This window comes from Pseudomonadota bacterium, assembly GCA_030859565.1.
Classification (GTDB): domain Bacteria; phylum Pseudomonadota; class Gammaproteobacteria; order JACCXJ01; family JACCXJ01; genus USCg-Taylor.
Genome location: JALZJW010000052.1, coordinates 1 through 24450, shown reverse-complemented (window position 1 = coordinate 24450; position 24450 = coordinate 1). Strand labels below are relative to the sequence as shown.

General features: G+C 59.3%; 19 protein-coding genes and 3 pseudogenes. 17 read left to right on the top strand and 5 right to left on the bottom strand.

Features of this window, described 5'->3' with window-relative positions:
• Together M3436_09570 and treS are read left to right on the top strand one after the other, a co-directional pair.
• A partial coding sequence (locus M3436_09570; protein MDQ3564367.1) for an alpha-1,4-glucan--maltose-1-phosphate maltosyltransferase occupies positions 1 to 944 on the top strand: 944 nt, incomplete at its 5' end.
• A gap of 9 nt (positions 945 to 953) precedes the next feature.
• The gene (gene treS, locus M3436_09565; GenBank protein ID MDQ3564366.1) at positions 954 to 4286 is read left to right on the top strand and encodes a maltose alpha-D-glucosyltransferase; all 3333 of its coding nucleotides are present in this window, start codon (positions 954 to 956) and stop codon (positions 4284 to 4286) included.
• On the opposite strand, the gene M3436_09560 is transcribed toward treS, so the two are convergent.
• Positions 4249 to 5727: a trehalose-6-phosphate synthase gene (locus tag M3436_09560; protein ID MDQ3564365.1), complete on the bottom strand. Its 1479-nt coding sequence runs from the start codon at positions 5725 to 5727 to the stop codon at positions 4249 to 4251. The two genes, treS and M3436_09560, sit on opposite strands and share 38 nt — an antisense overlap.
• A gap of 233 nt (positions 5728 to 5960) precedes the next feature.
• Positions 5961 to 6280, bottom strand: a pseudogene (locus M3436_09555) (septal ring lytic transglycosylase RlpA family protein).
• Between the two features lie 353 nt (positions 6281 to 6633).
• On the opposite strand from M3436_09555, the gene M3436_09550 reads away from it, so the two are divergent.
• Positions 6634 to 7974: a sigma-54 dependent transcriptional regulator gene (locus tag M3436_09550; protein ID MDQ3564364.1), complete on the top strand. Its 1341-nt coding sequence runs from the start codon at positions 6634 to 6636 to the stop codon at positions 7972 to 7974.
• A gap of 216 nt (positions 7975 to 8190) precedes the next feature.
• On the opposite strand, the gene M3436_09545 is transcribed toward M3436_09550, so the two are convergent.
• On the bottom strand, positions 8191 to 8763 hold the full coding sequence (locus M3436_09545; GenBank protein MDQ3564363.1) for an HdeD family acid-resistance protein: 573 nt from the start codon (positions 8761 to 8763) through the stop codon (positions 8191 to 8193).
• 781 nt (positions 8764 to 9544) lie between these two features.
• Here M3436_09545 and M3436_09540 point away from each other — a divergent pair.
• The 5 genes and pseudogenes from M3436_09540 to M3436_09520 all read left to right on the top strand — a co-directional run bounded on the left by M3436_09540 (position 9545) and on the right by M3436_09520 (position 12181).
• Positions 9545 to 9721, top strand: a complete 177-nt coding sequence (locus M3436_09540; GenBank protein ID MDQ3564362.1) for a DUF1328 domain-containing protein — start codon at positions 9545 to 9547, stop codon at positions 9719 to 9721.
• 140 nt (positions 9722 to 9861) lie between these two features.
• Positions 9862 to 10098, top strand: a pseudogene (locus tag M3436_09535) (hypothetical protein).
• A gap of 220 nt (positions 10099 to 10318) precedes the next feature.
• Positions 10319 to 10750: a PA2169 family four-helix-bundle protein gene (locus M3436_09530; protein ID MDQ3564361.1), complete on the top strand. Its 432-nt coding sequence runs from the start codon at positions 10319 to 10321 to the stop codon at positions 10748 to 10750.
• Positions 10751 to 10853: 103 nt separating this feature from the next.
• Complete coding sequence (locus tag M3436_09525) at positions 10854 to 11429, top strand: PRC-barrel domain-containing protein (protein MDQ3564360.1); 576 nt, start codon at positions 10854 to 10856, stop codon at positions 11427 to 11429.
• A 311-nt stretch (positions 11430 to 11740) separates the two neighbouring features.
• On the top strand, positions 11741 to 12181 hold the full coding sequence (locus M3436_09520) for a phasin family protein (GenBank protein ID MDQ3564359.1): 441 nt from the start codon (positions 11741 to 11743) through the stop codon (positions 12179 to 12181).
• 208 nt (positions 12182 to 12389) lie between these two features.
• Here M3436_09520 and M3436_09515 read toward each other — a convergent pair whose 3' ends face one another.
• Positions 12390 to 12542 carry a hypothetical protein gene (locus tag M3436_09515; protein ID MDQ3564358.1) on the bottom strand — a complete coding sequence of 51 codons (153 nt, stop codon included), beginning with the start codon at positions 12540 to 12542 and terminating at the stop codon, positions 12390 to 12392.
• A gap of 644 nt (positions 12543 to 13186) precedes the next feature.
• On the opposite strand from M3436_09515, the gene M3436_09510 reads away from it, so the two are divergent.
• The 4 genes and pseudogenes from M3436_09510 to M3436_09495 all read left to right on the top strand — a co-directional run bounded on the left by M3436_09510 (position 13187) and on the right by M3436_09495 (position 17612).
• Positions 13187 to 13384 carry a CsbD family protein gene (locus tag M3436_09510; protein MDQ3564357.1) on the top strand — a complete coding sequence of 66 codons (198 nt, stop codon included), beginning with the start codon at positions 13187 to 13189 and terminating at the stop codon, positions 13382 to 13384.
• 317 nt (positions 13385 to 13701) lie between these two features.
• Entirely contained in the window at positions 13702 to 13860 is a 159-nt protein-coding gene (locus M3436_09505; protein MDQ3564356.1) for a DUF3309 domain-containing protein, read from the top strand.
• A 20-nt stretch (positions 13861 to 13880) separates the two neighbouring features.
• Positions 13881 to 14332 (top strand): annotated as a pseudogene (locus tag M3436_09500) (PA2169 family four-helix-bundle protein).
• A gap of 832 nt (positions 14333 to 15164) precedes the next feature.
• Positions 15165 to 17612, top strand: coding sequence for an NAD-dependent epimerase/dehydratase family protein (locus tag M3436_09495; GenBank protein ID MDQ3564355.1), 2448 nt, complete (start codon positions 15165 to 15167; stop codon positions 17610 to 17612).
• Between the two features lie 123 nt (positions 17613 to 17735).
• Here M3436_09495 and M3436_09490 read toward each other — a convergent pair whose 3' ends face one another.
• Positions 17736 to 17933 (bottom strand): hypothetical protein, encoded by a 198-nt coding sequence (locus M3436_09490; protein MDQ3564354.1) that lies wholly within the window; start codon positions 17931 to 17933, stop codon positions 17736 to 17738.
• Between M3436_09490 and coxB the strand changes: the two genes are divergently transcribed.
• Genes coxB through M3436_09465 form a run of 5 tightly spaced genes read left to right on the top strand, consistent with a single transcriptional unit; the run spans position 17924 to position 23643 of the window.
• The gene (gene coxB, locus M3436_09485) at positions 17924 to 18880 is read left to right on the top strand and encodes a cytochrome c oxidase subunit II (protein MDQ3564353.1); all 957 of its coding nucleotides are present in this window, start codon (positions 17924 to 17926) and stop codon (positions 18878 to 18880) included. The two genes, M3436_09490 and coxB, sit on opposite strands and share 10 nt — an antisense overlap.
• Positions 18877 to 21408, top strand: coding sequence for a cytochrome c oxidase subunit I (ctaD, locus tag M3436_09480; protein MDQ3564352.1), 2532 nt, complete (start codon positions 18877 to 18879; stop codon positions 21406 to 21408). Before coxB ends, ctaD begins: the two co-directional genes overlap by 4 nt.
• 8 nt (positions 21409 to 21416) lie before the next feature.
• Positions 21417 to 21794: a hypothetical protein gene (locus M3436_09475; protein ID MDQ3564351.1), complete on the top strand. Its 378-nt coding sequence runs from the start codon at positions 21417 to 21419 to the stop codon at positions 21792 to 21794.
• On the top strand, positions 21794 to 22447 hold the full coding sequence (locus tag M3436_09470) for a cytochrome c oxidase assembly protein (protein ID MDQ3564350.1): 654 nt from the start codon (positions 21794 to 21796) through the stop codon (positions 22445 to 22447). Before M3436_09475 ends, M3436_09470 begins: the two co-directional genes overlap by 1 nt.
• Entirely contained in the window at positions 22444 to 23643 is a 1200-nt protein-coding gene (locus tag M3436_09465; GenBank protein MDQ3564349.1) for a c-type cytochrome, read from the top strand. The genes M3436_09470 and M3436_09465 overlap by 4 nt, the downstream gene beginning before the upstream one ends.
• Positions 23644 to 24450: the final 807 nt, after the last annotated feature.

Here is a 24450-nt window from a genome sequence, read left to right as displayed (position 1 = left end):
ATTTCGAGACCGATGACCGCCGTGCGCTCTTCGATGAGCTGAAAAGCATTGTGATGTTTTGGATCGAAGCCGGGGTCCGGATCTTCCGCGTCGACAACCCGCACACCAAGCCGTTATCGCTTTGGGAGGAGCTCATCGCCGAAGCCAAAGCGGTCCATCCCGAGGTGCTTTTTTTATCCGAGGCGTTCACACGGCCCAAGCCCATGCATCGGCTCGCCAAGCTCGGGTTTACCCAGTCCTACACCTACTTTGCCTGGCGCAATACCAAGCAGGAGATCACGGACTATTTCACCGAGCTCACCCAGACCGATACCCGGGAATACTTTCGCCCAAGCCTCTGGCCCAACACTCCGGACATCTTGACAGAGACCCTGCAATTCGGCGGGCGGCCTGCGTTCATGGTTCGCCTGGTGCTGGCCGCGACGCTCGGCGCGAGCTACGGGATCTACGGTCCGCCGTTCGAACTATTGGAGCACACCGCGCGGGAACCGGGATCCGAGGAATACCTGGACTCGGAAAAGTACGCGATCCGGCATTGGGATCTCGGCCGCGCGGAGAGCCTCAAGAATTTCATCACGCGCGTCAATCGCATCCGCAAGGGCCACCGCGCCTTGCAGTCCGACTGGACTCTGCGCTTCCATGCGATCGACAACGCAGAGCTCATCGCCTATAGCAAGCACAGCGAAGAGGCAGTCGAGATCGTCTTGGTGGTCGTGAATCTCGACCCTCGTCACACCCAAGCGGGGTGGTTGCGGCTGCCGCTCGAGGATCTGGACATCGATCCGGACCGGCCCTATCAGGTCTATGATCTCCTGAGCGATGCCCATTACCTCTGGCACGGCGCGGGCAATTACATTGAGCTCAATCCCAGCATCGTCCCGGCACACATTTTTCTTGTGCGCCGTCATGTCCGGAGCGAGCAGGACTTCGATTACTTCATGTAAGTTACATAAATGCTCGCAATCCCGTCACCCTCCGAGGCCTTGGGAGACGATCCGCTCTGGTACAAGGATGCGGTCATCTATCAGCTGCATGTCAAGGCGTTCTACGACGGCTGCCAGGACGGCGTCGGAGATTTTGCCGGATTGACGGAGAAGCTCCATTACCTCCACGAGCTCGGCGTCACCGCGATTTGGCTGATGCCGTTTTATCCCTCGCCGATGCGCGACGACGGCTACGACATTGCCGACTTCCGCAACGTTCATCTTGCCTATGGCAGCCTCAAGGACTTTCGAACTTTCGTGCGCGAGGCACATCGCTCGGGTCTGCGCGTAATCACGGAGCTGGTGATCAACCATACCTCGGACCAGCATCCGTGGTTCCAGGCCGCGCGCCGCGCCCGGCCGCAATCCGTCAAGCGCAATTACTATGTTTGGAGCGACAGCGACAAGCTATTGCCGGAGACGCGCGTCATCTTCACCGACACGGAAAGCTCCAACTGGGCCTGGGATCCGCTCGCGCGCGGCTATTATTGGCACCGCTTCTTCACTCACCAGCCGGATCTCAATTTCAGCAATCCGCACGTGGTGCGTGCGGTAACTCGGATCATGCGTTTTTGGTTGGATATGGGCGTAGACGGTTTGCGCCTGGATGCCATCCCCTACCTGTGCGTGCGCGAAGGAACCAGCAATGAAAATCTTCCGGAGACCCATGCGGTGATCAAGCAGATGCGAGCGGTCGTGGACCGCCATTACCGCAACCGGATGTTTCTTGCCGAGGCCAACCAGTGGCCCGAGGACGTGCGGGATTATTTCGGCGAAGGTGACGAATGCCATATGGCCTATCACTTTCCTCTCATGCCGCGCATGTATATGGCGATCGCTCAAGAAGACCGCCACCCCATCGTCGAGATCCTGGGCCAGACCCCCGAGATCCCGGGGCCCTGCCAGTGGGCGATTTTCTTGCGCAACCATGACGAGCTCACGCTCGAGATGGTGACCGATCGCGAGCGTGATTATATGTATCAAGCCTACGCTGCCGATCCGCGAACGCGGGTGAATCTCGGGATCCGCCGCCGGCTCGCGCCGCTCATGGACAACGATCCGGACAAGATCAAGCTCATGAATAGCCTGCTTCTATCCATGCCCGGCACGCCGATCATATACTACGGGGACGAGATCGGGATGGGAGATAATGTTTTCCTGGGCGATCGCAACGCCGTGCGTACGCCCATGCAGTGGAGCCCGGATCGCAACGGCGGCTTCTCCCAAGTCGATCCCCAGCTGCTCTACCTGCCTCCCATCATGGATCCCGTGTACGGTTATCAAGCCGTCAATGTCGAGGCGCAGCGGCGCGATCCGTCGTCGCTGCTCAATTGGATGCGGCGTCTGCTCACCGTGCGCAAGGCGCATAAGACCTTTGGGCGCGGCACGCTCGCCTTCTCCTATCCAGGAAACCGCAAGATCCTCGCCTATCTTCGTGAGTTGGATGGGGAGACCATCCTGTGCGTTGCCAACCTGGCACGTTCGGCGCAGCCCGTGGAATTGGATCTTGCGGCCTATCAAGGCCGGGTTCCGGTGGAGATGCTCGGAAGAACATCCTTCCCCCCTATTGGCGATCTACCTTATTTTTTGACCCTGCCGGGCTATGGTTTTTACTGGTTTCGCTTGGCTGAAGAGGCCGAAGCGCCCCCTTGGCACAAGGATCTGCTCCCGTCTCGTGAGCTTCCGGTCATGGTGCTATTTGCCGGCTGGCGCAGCTTCTTTCCGGAACAGATGGAACCCGCGCGGCGGGCGATGGCAGAGAAGCTACGCCGGGCGTTGGAGAGGGAGATCCTTCCCGGTTTCATCGCCGGTCAGCGCTGGTTCGCGGCGAAGGGAGAGCACATCGAGCGGGTCGAAGTGCGCGAGTACGTGCATTGGTCCAAAGACCGGGATCATGGGCTCCTGACTCGGGTGGATGTCCATCTCGCCGGCCTTGCGCAGCAGAGCTATTTTTTGCCGCTGGCCATCGCTTGGGAAACCGAAGAGCAAGGACCCGCGGTCGCGCCTTACGTGCTGGCTAAGGTCCGCCAACAGGCCCGCATCGGGATGCTGTGCGATGCGCTGGCCGATCCTGTTTTCTGCGAAGCCTTGGTCGTCGCCATGGGGCAGAATGTCGAGCTGCCGTGGGGTCAAGGGCGTCTCAGGTTCACGTGCACCGCGGCCTACGGGATGCTCGCCCGGGAGACGGCCTTGCGCGAGATCAGGCTTCCGGCCATGGCGGGGACTAACACCACCGCGATCTTAGGGGAGCGCTTGTTTTTGAAGGTCTATCGCCGCCTGCAAAGCGGTACCAGCATGGAGCTCGAGATCGGACGCTTTCTCACCGAAGTCTCCCCGTTTGCAAATGTGGCTCCGTTGGTAGGTGCCGTGGAGTACCAGGACGCCGATGGGAAAAGCTATACCCTTGGCTTATTGCAAGGCGCGGTCGCCAATCAAGGAGATGCCTGGACGTACACGCTCGATTATCTGGAGCGTTATCTCGAGGGCGCTCGATTGCAAGCTCCCGAAACTGGCGCGGCCCAGGTTGAGGAAGTTCACGGTCCGTATTTGCTGATGATGCGCACCTTGGGCCGCCGGACCGGCGAGCTGCACCAGGCGTTCGCTAAACCGAGCGGCGATAGTGCGTTCGATCCGGAACCGATCGAACGCCCGCATGTCCGTGCTTGGGGCGCGCGCGTTCGCGCCGACCTCCTCGCTACACTCAAGCTGCTGCGCCGCCATCGCGCACTTATTCCCGAATCGTTACACGCCGAGTGCGGCTCGCTTTTTGAGGCCCGGAAACGGCTCGCCGATCACCTCGCGACCTTGGCGTGTAGCGTTCCAAACGCAGTCAAGACTCGCTATCACGGCGATTACCATCTCGGGCAAGTGCTGCTGGCGGAGAACGACTTTATCATCGTCGATTTCGAGGGCGAGCCGGCGCGCCCGGTCCAGGAGCGGCGGGCCAAGCACTCGCCGCTGCGCGACGTGGCGGGTATGTTGCGCTCGTTTGACTACGCGGCGCAAGCGGTGCTCAAGCGCCTCGCGGTGGATGATGGCGAGGACGCGGGTCTCGGCCGCCTGGTTGAGGCGTGGGAACGGAGCGCGAAAGACGCATTCTTAGCGGGATATAAAGCGGGGATAGAGGGTTGCCCCTCGTATCCCAATGTTCCCGCCGACGCGCATGCCTTGCTCGATCTCTTCACGCTGGAGAAAGCCCTCTATGAGCTCCGCTACGAGCTGGAGAACCGGCCGGAGTGGATCGACATTCCGCTCCGTGGCTTGATCAGAGTATCGAAAGCACTTGAGCTTCCTGGCCCGTAGTCAATTTTTGCGAGGATCGAGGCTCTGCGGGCAACCTCTGCTTCTGCCATGGTAGCTTCGCCTTGCCGGCGGCGCAGTCTCTAAGCATGTTGATAAAACCCCGACGCCACGCCGTGATGTCTTGTTTCCTCAGCACGTCCATGGAGTTTTCCCAGCGTCGCCTGCGCTCGCTCATTGGCATCTCGATAGCCCTAGCGATCCCCTCCGCCACATCATCGATTTCGTAGGGATTCACCAGTATCGCGTCCTTCAGTTCACGCGCAGCCCCTGCGAGCTTGGATAACACCAGCGCTCCGGGATCTCCGGGGTCTTGTGCCGCGATGAATTCTTTCGCCACCAAGTTCATGCCGTCCCGCAGCGAGGTGACTAAGCCGACCCTGCTTAAGGCAAGAAACCCAAGAACGGTGGAGCGGGCAAATCCCTTATTGATGTAACGCAATGGGACCCAGTCGTAATCCGAGTAGCGGCCGTTTATCTCTCCTGCCAAGGCCTCCAGAGTACGCCGGAGCGCCTGGTATTCAGGCACGTCGGCTCGCGAGGGCTCGGCGATCTGCATAAATACGACGTGTTTGTGGTAATCGGAATAGCGCTCTAACAGGCGTCCATAAGCGCGAAAGCGCTCCACCAGCCCCTTGGAGTAATCGAGGCGGTCGACTCCTGTGATCAGCCTGCGGCTGACCAAGCTCCTGAGCAAGCGCCGGCCATAGAGAGCATTGCGCCCTCTCGCCGCTTGGCTCATCACCTCATCGACGTCGATACCGATGGGAAACACACCTGTGTAGGCGCGTGCCCCGCGCAGCGACACCGCGCCGTCCGGATGAATCGTGGCCCCGATCCCATCTTCGGCCGCGTGTAGGAACGCCTTCAGGTCTAGCTCCGTTTGAAACCCGAGCAGATCGTAGGCGCAGAGACAGCGCAACAAATCCTCGTGCCCAGGCAGTGTCCGCAGGACGTCATAGGGTGGGAATGGGGTATGGAGAAAAAACCCGATGGGTTGGGAAACCCCAAATCGCCGCAGCTCCGAGGCCATGCGGATAAAATGATAGTCATGCACCCAAATGATGTCTTCGGCGTCGAGGAGTGAGACCAGCTTCTTGGCGAACTGCTTATTGACGCGCTCATAGGCTGATAGGTCTTGGCGCTGGAAGTCGACCCGGTGCATCTGGAGGTGAAATAAAGGCCAAAGCACGCGGTTGGCATACCCTCTGTAGTACCCGCGATAATCGTGGGTCGATAACGGCAAAGTCGCAAACGAGATCCCATCCTGCTCCAGGGTGTGGACCCTGACGGGGACATCGTCTGCGACCTCGCCGCTCCAGCCAAACCATAGCCCGCCTGATTCGTTCAAAGCCGCCATGATGCCGACCGCAAGGCCGCCCGGCACCTTACGCCCGGTTCGGGGCACAGCCACGCGGTTGGACACGATCACCAAACGGTCCAAAATGCTTCCTCCCCGCATTCTCTTGTCGCAGCAGTCGTTTTCATAGCCTAGACGGATCCCTATTTATACGGCGCATCGGCCGCCCGGTCAACCGCGATTTGCTGTTCCATGCGATTACCGATGGCCAAAGAAACGCATCCTTGTGGATCATCTCGTCCCCTCGGCGCTCTAGTAAGATCTTCTTGCCATTACTGCAACCCGTTCCCGCTCAACGTGGCGGCCAGTAGGCCGGCCTACCCTGCATAGGATGGAGTCGCTTCGATCTGAACCTTGGCCAGCCCTGCGTCCTTCATCTCGAGCCGTATGGCGGCCGCGCGCGAGAGATCGATGACCCGCCCCTTTACGTAGGGCCCACGATCGTTGATCTCGACCTTGACTTGCCGTTCATGATGTTGGTCACCGCGACCTTGGTCCCTAACGGCAGGGTTCGATGCGCTGCGGTCAGGCCGTTTTGGTTGAAAACCTCGCCGTTCGCGGTCTCTTTGCCGTGGAATCCCGGTCCGTACCATGAAGCGATGCCCAGTTGCTCGAAGGCCGGAGCCTTGTGAGCCATGCCTCCTCTGGCGGCCGCCCATTCCACACTGAACAATGCAAGAGTCGCAAGAACCAGCAACGCACTAGGCAGTAGGCGATAGCAAGCTTGAAGTTTCGGCATACCTTTTTCTCCTCTTGGGTCGCGCTAGTGGACATAACAAGGCTTGTGCCACACCCGGATCCGCCACTCAACTCATTGATCTAGCGGTTTAATTCTGGACCGCCACTTCGAGGGCCGGATGCGGACCATCGGCAAGGATTACCTGCGGCCCAGTAATCCTTACCTGGGCAGATTGCCAATCAGCAGAATTTTTCGATTCCACGTCCATGGTTTACAATTCGGAATCTCCATGCCGTCAAGCAACGCGAATCATGCCCCATGCATTGATAGTCGATGACGACCTGGACGCGCTCGCAGGCCTCGCGGAGCTCGTCGGTCGGCAGGGGTTTACCACCGACACGGCGAGCAGCTTGGGGGAGGCGCGCGACAAGATGGCCGGGAGGCGTCCCGATGTTGTGCTGCTCGATCTCGTGCTGCCGGACGGCAACGGGATGGACCTCTTTCAGGACATCGAATCCCGCACGACTGAGGTGGTCCTGATTACGGGCCGTGCGAGCCTCGAGACGGCCGTCGAGGCCCTGCGGCTCGGAGCCGCCGATTACCTGACCAAACCTGTCAACCTCAAGCATCTGAAAAACGTCTTGTCCCGGGTCGTCGCCCGCCCCGCCGATCTCAAGGCAGAGGTCGACGAGTTGCGAGGTGATCTCCGCAGCCTCGGCCGCTTTGGCCGTTTGATCGGCGTATCGCTGGCGATGCAAAAGATCTACGACCAGATCGCCCGTGTAGCGCCCACGGCCGCGACCGTTCTCATCACGGGGGAGAGCGGCACCGGCAAGGAACTCGTCGCGCACACGGTCCACGGCCTGAGCCGCCGCAGGAAAGAGGCGTTCCTGCCGGTCAATTGCGGCGCAGTACAGCCGCAGCTAATCGAAAGCGAGCTGTTCGGTCATGAAAAGGGCAGCTTTACCGGGGCGACCCGCGAGCACAAGGGCTACTTCGAGCAGGCCGACGGCGGCACCCTGTTCCTCGATGAGGTCACGGAGATGCCGTCCGAGCTCCAGGTCAAGCTGTTAAGAGTCCTCGAGACCGGTACGTTCATGCGTGTAGGTGCCGACAAGCAGATCGAGACCGACGTGCGCTTGATCGCCGCGACGAACCGCAGTCCCGAAGAAGCCGTAGCCGAGGGCAAGCTGCGCGAAGACCTGCTCTACCGCCTGCAAGTCTTTCCCCTCCAAATGCCGCCGCTGCGCGAGCGCGGTGACGATATCGATTTGCTCGCGAACTATTTCCTGGGCGAGATGAACCGCATGGAGTCGACCCACAAGACCTTTAGCCCGGAGGCCTTGGAGCAGCTTAGTCGTTATCCCTGGCCGGGGAATATCCGCGAGCTGAAAAACGCCATCCATCGGACCTTCATCATGGCGGACGATGTGATCGATGTGCATTCCCTGCCTCAGGATCTCGGAGCACCGTGCGCTGCGTCCGGCAAATCCCTAAACGTTCATGTGGGCAAGAGCCTCAAGGAGACCGAGAGGGCGCTGATCCTCGCCACTCTCCAGCACTGCGGCGGCAGTAAGCAGGAGACCGCGAGGATGCTCGCTATCAGCTTGAAGACCCTGTACAACCGCCTGAAGGACTACGGGGTCGAATAATAGGTCGCCATGCGATGTACCCGCTAGCGACTTGTATCGACCTGAAGCTAACGAACAACTCCATCCCGTTATACAGGTACAGGTCCGATTTCGCCGGCCCCGCTTTTTCGCTACGCTACGCGAAATTTTCATTGTCAAAAATCGTGACGGGTCGCTTTGGACCGGTCTATATACAAGAGGGGTGAGAGGCTCTCCGCAGGGCACACGCGAGGGCGGCTATTCATACCCCTCTGCACTGACCTCGTGCGAGCGGTGTCCGTTTCGTTGACGTAGTCTAAAGGCCAGGATCATCAACAAGATCCCGAAAAGGATCGAATAGGCCCCGATAATCCATAAAACGGCGAGCGCGCCGGCGCCCGGGAACCCCACGAGGAGCGCCCCGAATACCACCGACGCGATACCGCTCAATCCAAGCAGCCATTCCCCTTCGATTTCCTTACGCAACTGCACGGCGGCGACGACCTCGAAGATACCGGTGACGATGGCCCAGGCTGCAATGATATACAGCAGCGCTAAAGCCGTGATCCCGGGCCAGATGAACGCCATTATCCCGACGATGATCCCGGCGATCCCCTGCAAGAGAAACAGCCACCAGCGCTTCTCGCGTTTGTCCGAGCGCATCGTTGAGACCATCGTGCACACTCCGTCAAGCAGCGTATAAACGCCGAACATGAGCACCAAAGCAAACAAAGATATCCCCGGCCAGACGAAAATGGCCGCACCGAAGAGCAGCGCGCAAAGACCTCGCAGGCCCATAGCCCACCAATTGCGTGCCAGTGTATCTGTCATATAAATCATGCTATGTTCTCCTAATCTGTCAGGCGCTTATTCGAGCCGAGCCAACCGCGCTTGCGCATGTGCTTGCCAGTACCATTTTATTTCCTCGCTACCTGGCGCGCTTGCTGGTTTGCTTCGACCGCGGCGCGCTCGTAGGGTCCTAATCCAATTGTCGACGGTACGCGTTGCCTCCTCGCGGCTCATATCGGTCCGCGCCATCAGGACATTCACGACTTCCTCACGATCTACTTCGGAGGCTACCGCTTGGCCCGGATCAGGCGGCCAATAGTGAATCGATTTCTTGATCGCTCACCCTGAAACAATCCGTTGGCTCCTTAGATCCATTGATCCCACGCGACTTACGATAGGTTCGGTCAGGAGCTTCCAACTTACCGCGACGCACGAAGGGTGCCTAGCTAACCGGAGACACAAAAGAACTTAGGATCAAATGGATAGCAACGCTCATTCATTATACCGGTGTGTAAATATTGCAGAGCGGACGTAAAGATTACCGGATAGCATGCCTTGCCGAGGTAGCGTAGAGATACGGCTTCGCTATATTTTTCACCAAAAAAACGCCGGTAAGCTTTACGCCTCCCGCGGTAATACTTACTGACAGTGTAGTCAAGAATAATACCTTTGCTAAGCGAAACTGTGACTTACGCTGAGGTTGCCGGCTGGCACAGTCATTGCCGACCTCGGGGTAGGTCCGTGCGAGCAGCTGCCTGTTTGACCAGCTTATTGTCGAGCCGACGCAGTTCAACGTATCCCCAATGGGACAGGAGGTTTTCAGATGCTAAGTTACGCCGCATTGTTTCTAATCATTGCATTAATTGCCGCACTCTTCGGTTTCGGCGGGATCGCCGCCAGCGCCGCCGGGATTGCTCAAGCCCTATTTTGGATCTTCCTAATCGTATTTGCTGTTAGTCTCCTCATGGGGTGGGGTCGAACCTCATGGCGATGGTGGTAGATGCCGGTACTCTTTAGCGAGTGACTCGCATCGGACATATTTCGCCTGCCGGGACCCAATCCGAAATGACTGGGTCCGGCAACGGGCTCCAAAGAGTTACAGGCGCATAAGCAGCCTAGGAAACTATACCGGAGATCGCCATGGCAAGAGGAGACAAGTCAAGCTACACGAATAAGCAAAAGCGTCAGGCGGCGCACATCGTAGAAGGTTACCTCGAGCGCGGCGTGCCCGAGGATGAGGCCGAAGCGCGCGCCTGGGCAACCGTTAATAAGATGACCGGCGGCGGTAAGAAAAGCGGTTCCGGCCGCGGCAAAACCGTGAACAAGGCTCCCGCCAGGAAGGGAGGCCGGAAGGGCGGGGCGGCTGCTGCGTCTCGTTAGTGGCGGCCGCAAACGCGTCACTCTGTCGACCCAACTATTCTGTAGAAGTTACTCGACCGGCCGGTAATTGTTACCGACATCTATCGTCGTTCCTTCGCTTAACAAGTTGATTTATAGAGACATATCCAGTGGCACGAAGTGTGGTCAGGATACAGACGAACCGCGAGGAGCGGTGCTCGCGGTGGCACGAACGTCAACGAACCTGGAGGTTAATACGATGCACGATGAAATGAATAAAGTGCTGAAAAGCGAATTGTCGGCGATAGAAACCTATCAGCAGGCTTTAGAGAAAAAAGACACCGATCCCGCGCACATACCGGCGATTGATGCAATGAATGCAATTCTCGACGACCATCAAAGAGCAGCCTCCCGGATCGAGGCGGCAATTCGGCAAAAGGGCGGTGAGCCGGTACACAGTTCCGGCGCATGGGGCACCTGGTCCACGATTGTCATGGGAACAGCCCAGCTCTTTGGTGACAAGGCGACGCTGAAGGCCTTAAAGGAAGGCGAGGAAAGCGGATTGAAAGAGTATGAGGATTTTCTGGGCGATGCGGAAATACCCCAAGATCAGAAGACGCTCATCAGCGATCTAGTAGCAACTCAGCGGATGCACGTTCAAACAATCGATGGCTTGATGTCGAGGGTCTGAACTCGCCGTATTCGCGGGGTGAATGCCGGTGTCTCATCGGCGGCGCAGGTCCGCAATCGGGAGTATTAATGTGGAGGTTATCATGAGAGATATATACAGGTTTTTGGCCGTCTCGACGCTGACTGTCGGTATGGCGGCGCCGGTAGTAGCGGTGGATGTCGAGGATCAGCGCGAAGAAGTGCGCCAACAGCAAGAGGATGTGCGCGACGCGCAGCAGGACGTGCGAGAGGAGCAGCAAGATGTGCTCGAAGGGCAACGTGACGAGCAACAGGATGTGGCGGAAGAGCGCAAGGATGTGATGGAAGAAAGGCAAGATGTTACCGAGGGGCGCAAGGATCTCCGGCAAGATCTCGCGCAGACGCACCGCGCTAAGACTGTTATTGGGATGAATGTAAATAATTCCCAGGGCGAAGCTCTCGGTGAAATCCACGATCTCGTGCTTAACTTCGACAATGGGGCTATTGCTTATGTCGTGATCTCCTCTGGCGGCCTGCTAGGAATGGGCGATACGCTGCGCGCGGTTCCCTGGAGGGCCCTGAGCCTGAACAGCAAAGCGGATGGCTTTGTGCTCAACGTAGACCAGACCGCGTGGAAGAACGCGCCGAGCTTCAAAGATAATGACTGGCCCGAAGTGGCGGACCAAGACTGGAATAAACAGCTCGAGGGTTATTACCAATAGTATTTGTACAAGGAGGCGACCCAGCCGAGGATCGGAAAGCGGCTGGGTCGCGGTGCCGCGCAGCCACCCGCATAAGACGTGACCCCCGCGAGATGTGTCCGAGGATTTGCTTGTCATTTTTACAAACGATTTTCTCAATTTTCCGAATCCCTACACTTGGGCCGTCGCCGCATATTTTTAAGCGACTGTTTTCCTGATGAATTCCTATGGGCATAGTGCTTGCGTTGCAATGCACAATGGCGGCGAGTAGACTACCGCCATTAGCGCAAACCCAAACCGAGTGAGGAGGAAACATGAGTACAAATGAAGGTATGCAGCAACGCGAGACGGGGACACAGCAAGCGATGAACTTCGCGGAGATCTTTTTGCAGGGAACCGCGCGGGTGATGGATATTCAGCTAGCGGCAGTTAGAACGTTCCTGCAGTATCAGGCAAAAGGCGCGACCCTGTTTGGTGTGCCGAATTGCTCGAAGATGTTCGATGCGGGCGAAAACGGAATGAGCCGGCTTTTCGAAGCCAGTGCCGAGAAGACGCTGAGCTATATGCGGCAAACCAACGAGACCTTCGCGGAAATGCAATCTAATCTTGGGCAGGTGATAGAGCAACAAGTGCAGGAGGTTTCCGCGCAATTGCAAACGGGGCTGGAGGAAAGCAGCAGGATTGCAAAGGAAGGATTGGAGGAGGGGAAACGGATGGCCGAGGCTACCGCAGACGAGGTCCAGCGTAGCGAACGCTCAGGGCGCAAGCGTTAAAATCGCGCAAACAAACGACGAGGAGCAAGCCGCAGAAGGCTTGCTCCTCTTTTTTCTGCTGGCCTGCCCCTCTCGCGACATTGGCGATCGAGGGAGTCCGATTCCGGCCTTTGCGCGCGTATCAGGGGGAGGAACTGCAACCGCGAGCGGTATTGCGGCAGGTCCTCAATCTCCCTCCGAGAGAGAGCCACAGCCGAGTTAGTGCATATCAACGCGCATCGGTCGCGTCATCGGCTTCATCCTTCATTTCTTCCACGGCCTCGTCCACATTCTCCCCAGTTCGTTCCGCAGGGCCTTCATCGCAACCGGCCAGCGAGCCGAGTACAAGACCAGCAAGTACCATAGAAATTAACTTGTTCATTTGATTCTCCCGTTTGGCGAATTGGTTGTGAAGGGATGGGATCCTCACCCGACAGGTATCAGGTGTAAATTGCTTATCAGCACATTTTATGCCCGCTATTGGCTGGTGCTCCGAGATGAACAATCGCGTCAGTTTGCGCTCGTAATAATTCCGAAACGGTTCCCCTAAAAGAAGCCCTGCGTTTAATTCGTGTAAATATTACTTTGCGTCGTTGCAAATCTTACACGTCCAGCGGCGCAATGTTTACCTGGATCATTATCATCGGTGAAAGCATTGGGGAAATCCAGGACATCGTGATCGGCGAATGCTCGGATCTTCAGCTCGGACATATATATCCCGGGGAATGTCACGCCATGACATCCTGGGCCGCGTCAGCGGGGTAGGTTAGGCGCTACGTCTTACCTACCCTAATCCAAAATCCAGGTGGCGGCCTTGCGTAAAGCTTACAAGATCAACCGGAAATTCTTGCTGCTAATCTGCATGAGCGACTTCACCGTTCGCCGAAGCGACTGTGCTATCCCACTAACCCGAAAGGTAAATTACGTAATGCCGTTTAGCGGCACGGTACTTGAAATCGATTTGGATATCCGCGGCTGAGTCGCGGGTTTATAGCACAAACCGAAATAGACATAGAGGAAGAAAATATGAACTGGGATCAAGTCAAGGGTAATTGGAAGCAGGTCAAAGGCAAGGCGCAGCAAATGTGGGGTGATATTACCGACGACGAGTTAGATGTCATTGAAGGAAAGCGCGAAGAGCTAGTCGGTCGGTTGCAGACCAAGTATGGCTATACCAAGGAAAAGGCCCAGGAAGAAGCCGATTCGTGGGTCAGGAACCTATAGTAAATCCGGATATTGCGCTCCGCGGCTGCTGGTATGGCCGCGGAGCAAACCAACGGTTGGAGACGAACGTAGAGGAGAGTGTCATGGGAATGAAAAATGAGTTGCGGCGCATCTTCAAGCGACCTGCGACCTTGAAGTCGCAAGCAGGCAAGGCTGGTTATCCTTTTGTGGCTTCTAGGCGTGCCCATACCCGTCCTATTGGTCATTTTCCTCATGCGAGGATGCAACACCTGAGGAGTTGCGGTAGTACGCCCGTGAGCCGAGCGTAGACATACCGATTTATGAGATAGATTTATGAGATAGGAGAAAGCAAAGCGATGTCATTAGGAACCATATTATTGATTGTACTGATCGTGCTTTTGATCGGTGCCATACCGTCTTGGCCGTACAGCAGCGGATGGGGCTACGGTCCGAGCAGTATCCTTGGCACAGTGTTGCTGGTGGTACTGATTTTGTTGCTCTTGGGCAGGATCTAGCGAGGTGGAACGGAGGAGCTATGGATAATCAACAAGTGATTTCTACGATTAACGAGGTTATCGAAACCTGTAAAGATGGCGAAATGGGATTTTGTGCCTGTGCCGAGAATGTCGAGGGCGGCGAGATCAATTGCATGCTCACGGAGCGGGCGCAACGTTGCGCGGAGGCGGCAAGCGAATTACAAAACGAAGTCCGCCGTCTCGGAGGCGATCCGGATACGCACGGTAGCATCTCGGGTACCTTGCATCGCGGGTGGCTGAACGTCAAAGCGGTGATCACCGGTAAGGACGAGGCAGCGTGCTGGCCGAATGCGAGCGTGGCGAGGATATTGCCGTGCGGCGATACAAAGACGCTTTGGCTCAGGACCTACCCGGTGACGTTCGCACCGTGATCGAGCGGCAGTATCAGGGCGTATTGACCAACCACGATGTCGTGCGGAGCTTGCGCGATCGCGCTCGGGCTCACGCCTAAGTTACACCGCGATGGGCTGCGAGGAGTAACGTAATACAAGCCAAGCCAGCAGCGCCGGTCATCGGCCGCTATGACGTTCTGTCTATTGGGAGCGGCGGCCTGTAGCGGTAATTTTTGGGTGGTGCGGCGGCTGGTGCCGGCTGAACAGAAGCCCGCAGTGCCTGCCGCTGGATCAGGAGCCACGCGAAGTCATGGAGCACGACGATCTTCTCCGGATCGAAGATATAGTGACGGTAGCAGCTCTGCTCCAAACGGCAGATATGCCAGAGATCACTCAGGCTGAGGCTCTAGGTTTCCGGTTATCTTGACCATCAAGGTATCTGCTTACTTCGCGCTAGGATACGCGAACGCGCTGGTCTTAAATTTCTCATAGGTTGCCCACCGGCCTTAACCACCTTTGCTCAGCGGGAATTTACCGCAATTCGGCGTCCTGGGAGCGTCCGTAGTACACTACTTCGCCAACCCCACCGCCAGGTCAAAAAGAATCCCGCCCGTGATGCCAGTTAGGGGAGGGGCACCCCAAGGGCGGGCAAATGGGAGGCGAACGGGGGATAGTCAGCATGCGCCATAGTCGAGGTCCTTAGTTCTTCCGGTGAGCCATGACTGGGCTGGAAGGCATTCTTCATGCCCGGCTTGGCATGTCCGACATAAACGCGCCCGGTCAAGGAGTTAGGGTGCGCGAGGAAGAGGGTACGGGTGTGCATTAGGGGCTGAATCGGTAACCCTTTCCGGTCTAGGCTGTAAGGGGAGCAAGTGCAACGGCGTTAATAGGGTGATGCTGAGTGATAACTAATAACCATTGGCGGTATTATAACTGCGCCGGTGGGCGTGCATGAGGGATCCTAAGCCTGTCGTCATCGTCACCGGTAGCGAGGGCGCCATTGGCTCGGCGCTATGTCATGCACTCGAGGGGCGCTTTCGCGTGGTCGGTGTAGACCGTGATTGCGAGAACTCCTCTCACGAAAGCGTCGCTGTCGATCTGACTTCCGATGAAAGCGTGCGGCGGGGATTCGCAGAGATCAAAGAGCAGCATGGCAGTCGCATCGCTTCGGTGCTGCATCTGGCAGCGTATTTCGATCTCTCGGGGGAACCCAATCCGCTGTACGATGCCGTCAACGTGGACGGTACGCGGCGGTTGCTCGGCGCGTTGCAAGGCTTCGACATCGAGCAGTTCGTGTATGCCAGCACCATGCTGGTCCACGCGCCGACCCGTCCGGGACTGCCGATCGCCGAGGATGCCCCGCTGGAAGCCACTTGGCCTTACCCGCAATCGAAACTGAAAACAGAGGAGGCGATCCGCAAGCACCGCGGTCAGATCCCTTACGTGCTGCTGCGCATCGCCGGCATGTACAATGACCGCTGCGGCTCTGCCTTTCTAGCCCATCAGATCCGGCGTATTTACGAGCGCCACGTGGCCGCGCATTTGTATGCCGCGGACCCCGCGATCGGGCAGTCTTTCATCCACATCGAAGATGTGATCGATGCCTTTGTGCGTCTGGTCGAGCGCCGCGAATCGCTCCCGGCCGAGCTTCCTTTGCTGGTCGGTGAGCCGCAGGTGATGAGCTACGAGGCGTTGCAAAACCGGCTGGCGTTTCTGATCCACGGCGAGACCGAATGGGAGACCCGGCAGGTGCCGGAATTGGCGGCCAAGGCCGGCGCTTGGCTCCAGCACAAGGCGGCGCTGCTCGTGCCGGACGTTATCGATCAGGGCGAAGAGCCGTTCATCAAGCCCTACATGGTCGAGATGGCTGACGACCATTTTGAGATCGACAGCTCCCGCGCGCGCACGCTCTTAGGCTGGGAGCCCAAGCATTCGTTGCACGAGACGCTGCCCAAGATGGTCGAGGCACTTCGCGCCGATCCGCTGGCGTGGTATCACGAGCACGACCTCATCCCGCCTCTTTGGCTCAAGGAGGCAGAACAACAGCAGATCCCCGGCGATCGGCTGCTGCGCAGCCACGAGGCGTCTATGGGCGAGGCGCGCGCCGGCAGCCGGTGGGCGCATTTCGCGAATATGGGTCTCGGCGCCTGGCTGGTAACAAGCCCTCCCATGCTTGCCTACGGGGATGCCGCGATGGTTTGGAACGACATCGCAAGCGGGACCGCGGTGATGATCCTCGCATTGCTGTCCCTGTCAGGCCGCATGAGCTGGGCACGGTTCGCAACTGCCGCCGCCGGGATCTGGCTCCTGTTCGCCCCGCTGGTGTTCTGGACGCCGAGTGCGGCCGCCTATCTCAACGACACGCTGGTCGGCACGCTGGTGATCGGCTTCGCGATCCTGCTGCCGCCCGTACCCGGCGTGAGCCCCGTCGCGCTGGCGAGCGGGCCGGATATTCCTCCGGGATGGGACTACAACCCTTCCGGCTGGCTACAGCGCCTGCCGATCATCGCGCTGGCCTTCGTCGGCCTGTTTGTGTCCCGCTACCTCGCCGCTTACCAGTTGGGTCATATCGACTCCGCATGGGATCCGCTCTTCGGTGACGGCACCGAGCGGATCATCACCTCCGAGGTTTCCAAAGCCTGGCCGGTTCCCGACGCAGGACTCGGGGCGGTGACGTACATCCTGGAGATCCTCACCGGCTTCTTCGGCGATCGGCGGCGCTGGCGCACCGCGCCCTGGGTGGTGATCCTTTTCGGCCTCATGATCGTTCCCTTGGGCGCGGTCAGTATTTTCTTCATCATCATTCAGCCGATCCTTATCGGCACCTGGTGCACGCTGTGCTTGGTCGCCGCGGTGGCGATGCTGCTGCAGATCCCGTATTCGTTTGACGAGCTGCTCGCCTCCTGCCAGTTCCTGCTCGAGCGCCGGCGCCAGGGTCAATCGCTCCTGCGGGCGTTCTTGTTCGGCGACACTATCGAGGGCGGCAGCAAAGGTCCGAGAGACGAGTTTGCGGCGCCGGCGCGCACCGTGATCAGGGAAAGCTTGGGCGGGGGGGTCAACCTGCCGTGGAGTCTGGCCGCTTCGCTGGCGGTCGGGATCTGGCTCATGTGTACCCGGCTCAGCTTCGGCACCATAGGCGCGCAAGCAGACAGTGATCATCTGTTGGGCGCGCTGATCATCACCGTATCGATCTCCGCGCTGGCCGAAATGGCGCGGCCGCTGCGCTTCATCAACATATTGTTCGGGATCGCGCTGATCGGCGCGCCGTTGCTCTTCGATGGCGGTACGCCGCTCGCGGACTGGGCCGGGGTACTCGCGGGGGTTATATTGATAGGTTTGTCCGTCCCGCGCGGCCCGGTGCGAAACCAATACGGACGCTGGAATCGGGTCATCGTTTAGGGACTCGTGCTCTCGAAGCAGCCACCGGCTCACAAGCCCGAGTAGCAGCCCCAGCAAAGAAAGCCCAAAACAGACCGTCGTCACGTATCGTGGTACACGGTGACCAACCGAGTCTCAAGCCCCTCACTCCACACGCCGGTCTTGTGCGAGGGGGGAGTGAGCTAAGAACTCATTGCGGCGAGCTTCATGGAAGCCCTCGGGAAGCCCCATGCGGGTATCGTCCCAGATCTCCTCGCCGAGTGGATGGGGGTGCGCGCCGGCGAGCAGGCGCGGCACGAAGCACGGCACGACGACGATCGCCGTTTGCTCCTCTGGGCGCACTGTCGTTAGCCGGTTGCGGCGGCGTCCAATCGACGCTCGAGCCGGCGGGACGCGGCGCCGAACGCATCGCCGAGATCTTCTGGGCGATGACCGGAGGCGCCATCGTTATCTGGATCGCCGTGATCGCTCTCGCGATCTATGCCTTCCGGACTCGCCCCGGTTCTCATGAACCGCGCCGCGCGAAGTATTTGATCGTGGGCGGCGGCGCCGTTGTTCCCACCATCGTGCTGACCGCGTTGCTGATCTATGGGCTAGCGCCGATACCCGTGCTGTTGGCGCCGGCGCCGGAAGGCAGCCTCAAGATAGCCGTCTCTGGTGAACAGTGGTGGTGGCGAGTTCGCTATGAACCTCACGCCGGCGAACCCGTGGTGCTGGCGAACGAAATCCATCTGCCGGTCGGCGAGCCGGTGGAGTTTCGGCTGGAAAGCCCCGATGTCATTCACTCCTTCTGGATCCCTGCGCTCGGCGGCAAGGTGGACATGATTCCCGGTCGCGTGACCCGGCTTGCGTTGACACCGACCAGGACTGGCGTCTTTCGCGGCGCCTGTGCCGAATATTGTGGGACTTCTCACGCCTTGATGAGCTTCTATGTCAGGGTCGAAGAAAAAACAGCCTTCGACCGCTGGTTCATGCAGCAACGCGCATCGGCACTGCCGCCAAGCACTCCTCTCGCGACGCGCGGACAGGCATCTTTCCTGGCGAACGGTTGCGGCGCATGCCATACGATCCGCGGCACGCCGGCCGACGGTGTGGTAGGTCCGGATCTGACTCACGTGGGGAGCCGGCTCAGCATCGGCGCCGGCATCCTGCCCAACAAGCCGAAAGCGTTCCTGCATTGGATCGCCCGCACCGATCAAGCGAAGCCCGGTGTTCTCATGCCGGCCTTCGGCATGCTGCCGAAAGCAGACCTCGAAGCGCTGGCGGTCTATCTGGAAGGACTCCGATGAGCATCGACCCAGAGCCGCTCACAGCGGCTCCACCCGAAGAACTCCAGCGCGCTCAGACAGAACGACTGCTCGAAGCCTGGAAGCAACCTACCGGCTGGCGCTACTGGTCGGCGGTCAACAACTCGGTGGTTGGCCTCTGGTACGCGGCGATGACCTTCTTCTTTCTGCTCTTCGGCGGCGTGCTGGCCCTGCTGATGCGCCTGCAACTCGCCCGGCCCAACAACGACTTTCTCTCCGCCGACCTCTACAACCAGGCTTTTACGGTGCATGGCTCGGTGATGATGTTCCTCTTCGCCATCCCGATCTTCGAGGCCATCGCGGTCATGTTTCTGCCGCAGATGCTCGGGGCGCGCGAACTGCCCTTCCCGCGCTTGTCGGCCTTCGGCTTCTGGGCCTTTTTGCTTGGCGGGATATTTTTGTGCGGCTCGATCTTCTTCAATGCGGCGCCGCGCGGCGGCTGGTTTATGTACCCGCCGCTGACCTCCAAATATCAGTCCGGCATCGGCGCGGACATCTGGCTCTTGGGCTTCTCGTTCATCGAGATCGCCGCGATTGCCGCCGCCGTCGAAATCATCATCGGGGCGCTCAAAACCCGCCCGCCGGGGATGCGCATCAACCTCATCCCGCTCTACATCTGGTACGTGCTGGTGGCGGCGGCGATGATCCTGTTCGCTTTCCCTCCGCTCATCGCCGGGAGTCTGCTGCTGGAGGTCGAGCGCGCCTTCCACTGGCCCTTCTTCGACCCGGCGGGCGGCGGCGACCCGCTCTTGTGGCAGCACCTGTTCTGGCTCTTCGGCCACCCGGAGGTCTATATCATCTTCCTGCCGTCGATGGCGCTGATGGCGATGATCGTGCCGACGTTCGCGCAGCGGCCTATCGTCGGCTACGGGTGGATCGTGCTAGCGGCGGTGGGCATAGGGTTTTTGAGCTTCGGGCTCTGGGTGCACCACATGTTCACGACCGGGTTGCCGGGCATTTCGCTCGGGTTGTTCTCGGCGGCTTCGGAGGCTGTGGCGATCCCGACCGGGGTGCAAATTTTCTGCTTTATCGCGACGCTCGCGGCGGGGCGCACGGTGCGCTCGGTGCCGATGCTCTATGCCTTCGGCAGCCTGGTGATTTTCGTGCTGGGCGGCTTGACCGGCGTAATGGTAGCGATAGCCCCGTTCAATTTTCAGGCCCACGACACCTACTTCGTCGTGGCCCATCTTCACTACGTGTTGATCGGCGGTGCGCTCTTTCCGATCCTCGCCGGTTGTTATTATTTTTTTCCACTCATCAACGGCAAAAGGCTCTCCGACAAATTGGGAAAGATCGCTTTTTGGCTCGCATTCACCGGCTTCAACGTCGCCTTTCTGCCGATGCACCTGACGGGGCTGCGCGGGATGCCGCGCCGAGTCTTCACCTATCAGGCGGGGCTGGGCTTCGACACGCTCAATCTGGTTTCGACCGTCGGCGCGTTTATTCTGGCGGCGGGCCTCGCCATCGTCTTCTGGGACATGGTTCGTCCGAAAAAGAAGCAGTCTTATTCAGAGCGCAATCCGTGGAATGCCGGGACACTGGAGTGGACGCAGGAGATGCCGGGCAAGCCCTGGGGCATGCGCTCGATCCCTGAAATTGACAGCCGCTACCCGCTCTGGGAGCAGCCGAACTTTCTGCGCGACGTGGACGAGGGACGGTTCTACCTGGCCGACGCCGAAGAAGGGAAGCGCGAATCAATTCTGACCTCGGTGATTGACGCGCGGCCCGAGCAATGCCTGCGACTGCCGGGGCCGACGTTCATCACGCTGTGGGCCGCGCTGACGATGGGCGGCTTCTTCATCTTCGGCACTTTCTCGTTGTGGTGGCCGTCGCTCCTGAGCCTGCTCGCGTCGCTCGCCATCATCATTTACTGGCTGTGGACGGGGACGGCCCTCATCCCCGAAAAAGCGCAGAAGGATGTCGGCCTCGGTTTGAAGCTGCCGCTCTACTTGTCGGGGCCGGAGTCGGCTGGCTGGTGGGCGATGTTCATCACGATGCTGGCGGTGCTGACGGCGTTCATCTCGCTGGTCTTTGGCTACTTTTTCTTCTGGACGGTGCGCACCGATTTTCCGCCCGATCCGGCGCCCGGGCCAGGGCACTTCTGGCCTCTCGTGGCTGCACTGTTGCTGCTCGGAGCATGGGCGCAGACGGCGCTGGCAAGGCGCTGGAACCGCAATAACCATGCTAGCGCTTTCTACACCGGGCTATTGCTCTCGAGCATCTTGGCCATCGCCGGGGGAGCAGCGTTGCTCGCCGGCCCGTGGGTCACCGAGCTCGACCCGACCAGCCACGTCTATCCCGCGACCGTCTGGATACTCGTTATCTGGACAACATTACAGGTCCTGATCGGCGTCATCATGCAGCTCTACTGTATAGCGCGTAGAGTGGCAGGACGCATGACGGCGCGTTACGACATCGACATCCACAACGTGGCGCTGTACTGGCACTTCACCGCCTTCACCGCCGTCGTAACCGTCGCGGTGATCGCCGGATTTCCGCTGGTGGCGTGAGGGGGAAGATGACTGAGACCGCGGAGAAGGAACAGAGTCTGTGGCTGTTGACCGCCTCGCCGATCTTCTGGGCCGCGCACTTCCTGTTGTGCTACATTACCGCCGCCATCTGGTGCGCGAAAGTCGTCGGCCTCGGCGGTTCGCTAGCCAGCGTCCGGGTGGCAATCGCCGTCTACACGGCGCTGGCGCTCGCCGCGATCGGGATCGTCGGCCGGATCGGCTACCGCACGCACAGCCACGGCAACGCGACCCTACCGCACGACGATGATACGCCGGAAGATCGGCACCGCTTCTTAGGTTTCGCCACGCTGCTGTTGTCGGCATTAAGCGCGGTAGCTGTCATTTACGCGGGCCTGGTAATTTTCTTCTTCAAAAGCTGTTACTGATGCGCCGCTTGTTACTCCTATTGGGACTCTTCACGCTCGCCGCCGTGTGGTTGGGGCCGCTGGCTGAAACGGCGCGCCGGGCGTTTTCCGCGCATATGCTGATGCACATGGGCGTAGTAGCAGTCGCTGCGCCGCTCCTGGCACTGGGAGTCACGGGCGGGCGGTTCGATCCGGTGCTAAAAATGCCGCGGCTGTTCGCTTCCATTCCCGCCTCCGTGCTGGAATTGATTGTAGTGTGGGCCTGGCACGCACCCGCGTTACACCATGCGGCGCGCTATAGCACCATAGGCTCGATAGCCGAACAGGGAATGTTTCTGATCTCCGCTCTGCTCTTGTGGCTATCCGCTTACGGCGGTAATGGCAGACACGGCGCCCGCCGCGCCGCAGGAGTCGTGGGTTTACTGCTGACTTCGATGCACATGACGCTGCTCGGGGCACTGCTCGCGCTCGCGCCGCGAGCCCTCTATGTGCATGCGGGCGGATTCGGCGGGCTCACGCCGCTCGAGGACCAAGCCCTCGGCGGGGCGATTATGCTCCTCATCGGTGGCGTATCCTACCTCCTCGGTGGTCTTGGGCTGATGGCCGGATTACTGAGATGGAAAGAGGCGGGGATAAACAGGGCTGGCCTAAAATCTTACCGGTCGCAGCCATGAATCACTGGCCCCGGTATACTGCCGTCATCCTCGGCGGGCTCGCCATCGGGGGATTCCTGATAGCCGCGTCCGGGATCGTGCCGATCAAAGCCAGCTCCGGACACTGGGCAATCACTGAGTGGTTTTTGCACTTTGCCATGCGTCGGTCCATTTTTACGCAGAGCTTAGGCATAGAGTCCCCGGCTCTCGACGAGCCGGAGCTGGTGCTCAAAGGCGCCGGTCACTACGAGACGGGTTGCGCTCCTTGCCACGGCAGCCCACAACGCCCCCCGAGGTTCGCAGAGGCCATGACGCCTCGGCCGCCCCACCTTCCGCCGCGGCTTTCCGAGTGGAGCTCCGACGATCTCTTCTACGTGGTGAAGCACGGCGTCAAATTCACCGGGATGCCAGGCTGGCCCGCGTTGGGGCGTGACGATGAAGTGTGGGCGATGGTGGCATTTCTGCGTAAGCTCCCGAGCCTCGGTGCCGAGGAATATCGTTGGCTGGCATATGGCGAGAACACAGTTGCGCTGACAGAGCGTTCCCCCGATCCGGTGGCAACGCCTATCGCAGTCACCAAAGGCTGTACGCGTTGTCACGGTACCGATGGCCGAGGTCGCGGCGGCGCGTTCCCGAAGCTTGCGGGTCAGCGCCCTGCCTACTTGGCTGCCACGCTGGAGGCCTATGCGCGCGGCGAACGTCACAGCGGCATCATGGAGCCGATTGCGGCGGCCCTTAGTAGCGCCGAAATGCGCGAGCTAGCTCGCTACTATGCCAGCTTGCCGGGTCGTGCAGCGATGCCCCCCGACCGGACAACGGCTCGGTCGAACGAGCGTGGCAAGAAGATAGCCGAGGATGGCGCCCCGAAACAACGAGTGCCTGCTTGCGTTGCATGCCATGGACCGAGTTCCGTGCGCCGCAACCCGGCTTATCCCGTGCTCACCGGTCAGTATGCCGACTATCTCGTACTGCAACTACAACTTTTCAAAGCGCAGCAGCGCGGCGGATCCGACTATGCTCACATCATGCGCCGGGTTGCTGCCGGCTTGAGCCTAGCGCAGATGCGCGATGTTGCGCGTTACTATGCCTCGCTGAGACCCCAACAACCCGACAGTGTGTTCATGGCCTCCCTCGGAGACCGGAAGCAACGAACGAACGGCCGCAAGCATTCGGTGGCGCTCCCGGAAAAAGTAGAACAGAAAGAAAACCGTAATTAAAAGCTGCATCCCGAAGTGGATGGTTCCCTCGACAAAGCGCGGGCAGGTGTTTGCCAAGTGGCTCGATGATACGGCCCCATTCCGCGCGTAACTTAATTGCCTGTCGATCCAGGAGAAGATCTGATCGATCCACGGATAGCGATCAAGCATTGCGCGCCATTGAGGGCGAACTGTTTGGGGTATAGGGCAGTTGGTTACTCATCGCGCTCCTCCTCTAAAACGGCTTGCCTTGAACTCTCGTGCTCAGCGCAACAGGATGGGTGCGCCTGTTGCAAGGTGGCGGCGTGCGAGCGACGCCGATCCGCCTCGGGACTATCGTCCCTCTATCGCGAAGGAAATCTTGACGTTGACCCGGTAGTAAGTGATCCGCGCGAGGTCAAAAAGAATCCCGCCCGTGATGCCGGATAGGGGAGGGGCACGCCAGGGCGGGCAAAGGGGGAGGCAAACGGGTGCAGTCAGCATGCGCCGCGCCTGAGCCATGGCTGGCTGGGCAGCATTCTTCATGCCCGGCTTGGCGTGTCCCGATATAACCTGGCCAGTCAGGGAGTTAGGATGTGCGAGCGAGAGAGAATGGGCGTGCCAGAGGGGCGAATCGGTAACTTTCCGGTCGAGGCCGTAAGGGTTGCAATAGCGTACCAGGGGTGCAATTCAGCAATTCTTACCGGTAAAAGAGTGCCGAAGCTAGCCCGGATTTCTCACCGATAGCCAAGAAAAAGGCCGTATCTCGTGGCATAATATGTGTTCGATCAGCATGTTATGCACAATGACGAGGACGGCCTTATGGAAACACAGTGTAACGGGTGGCGG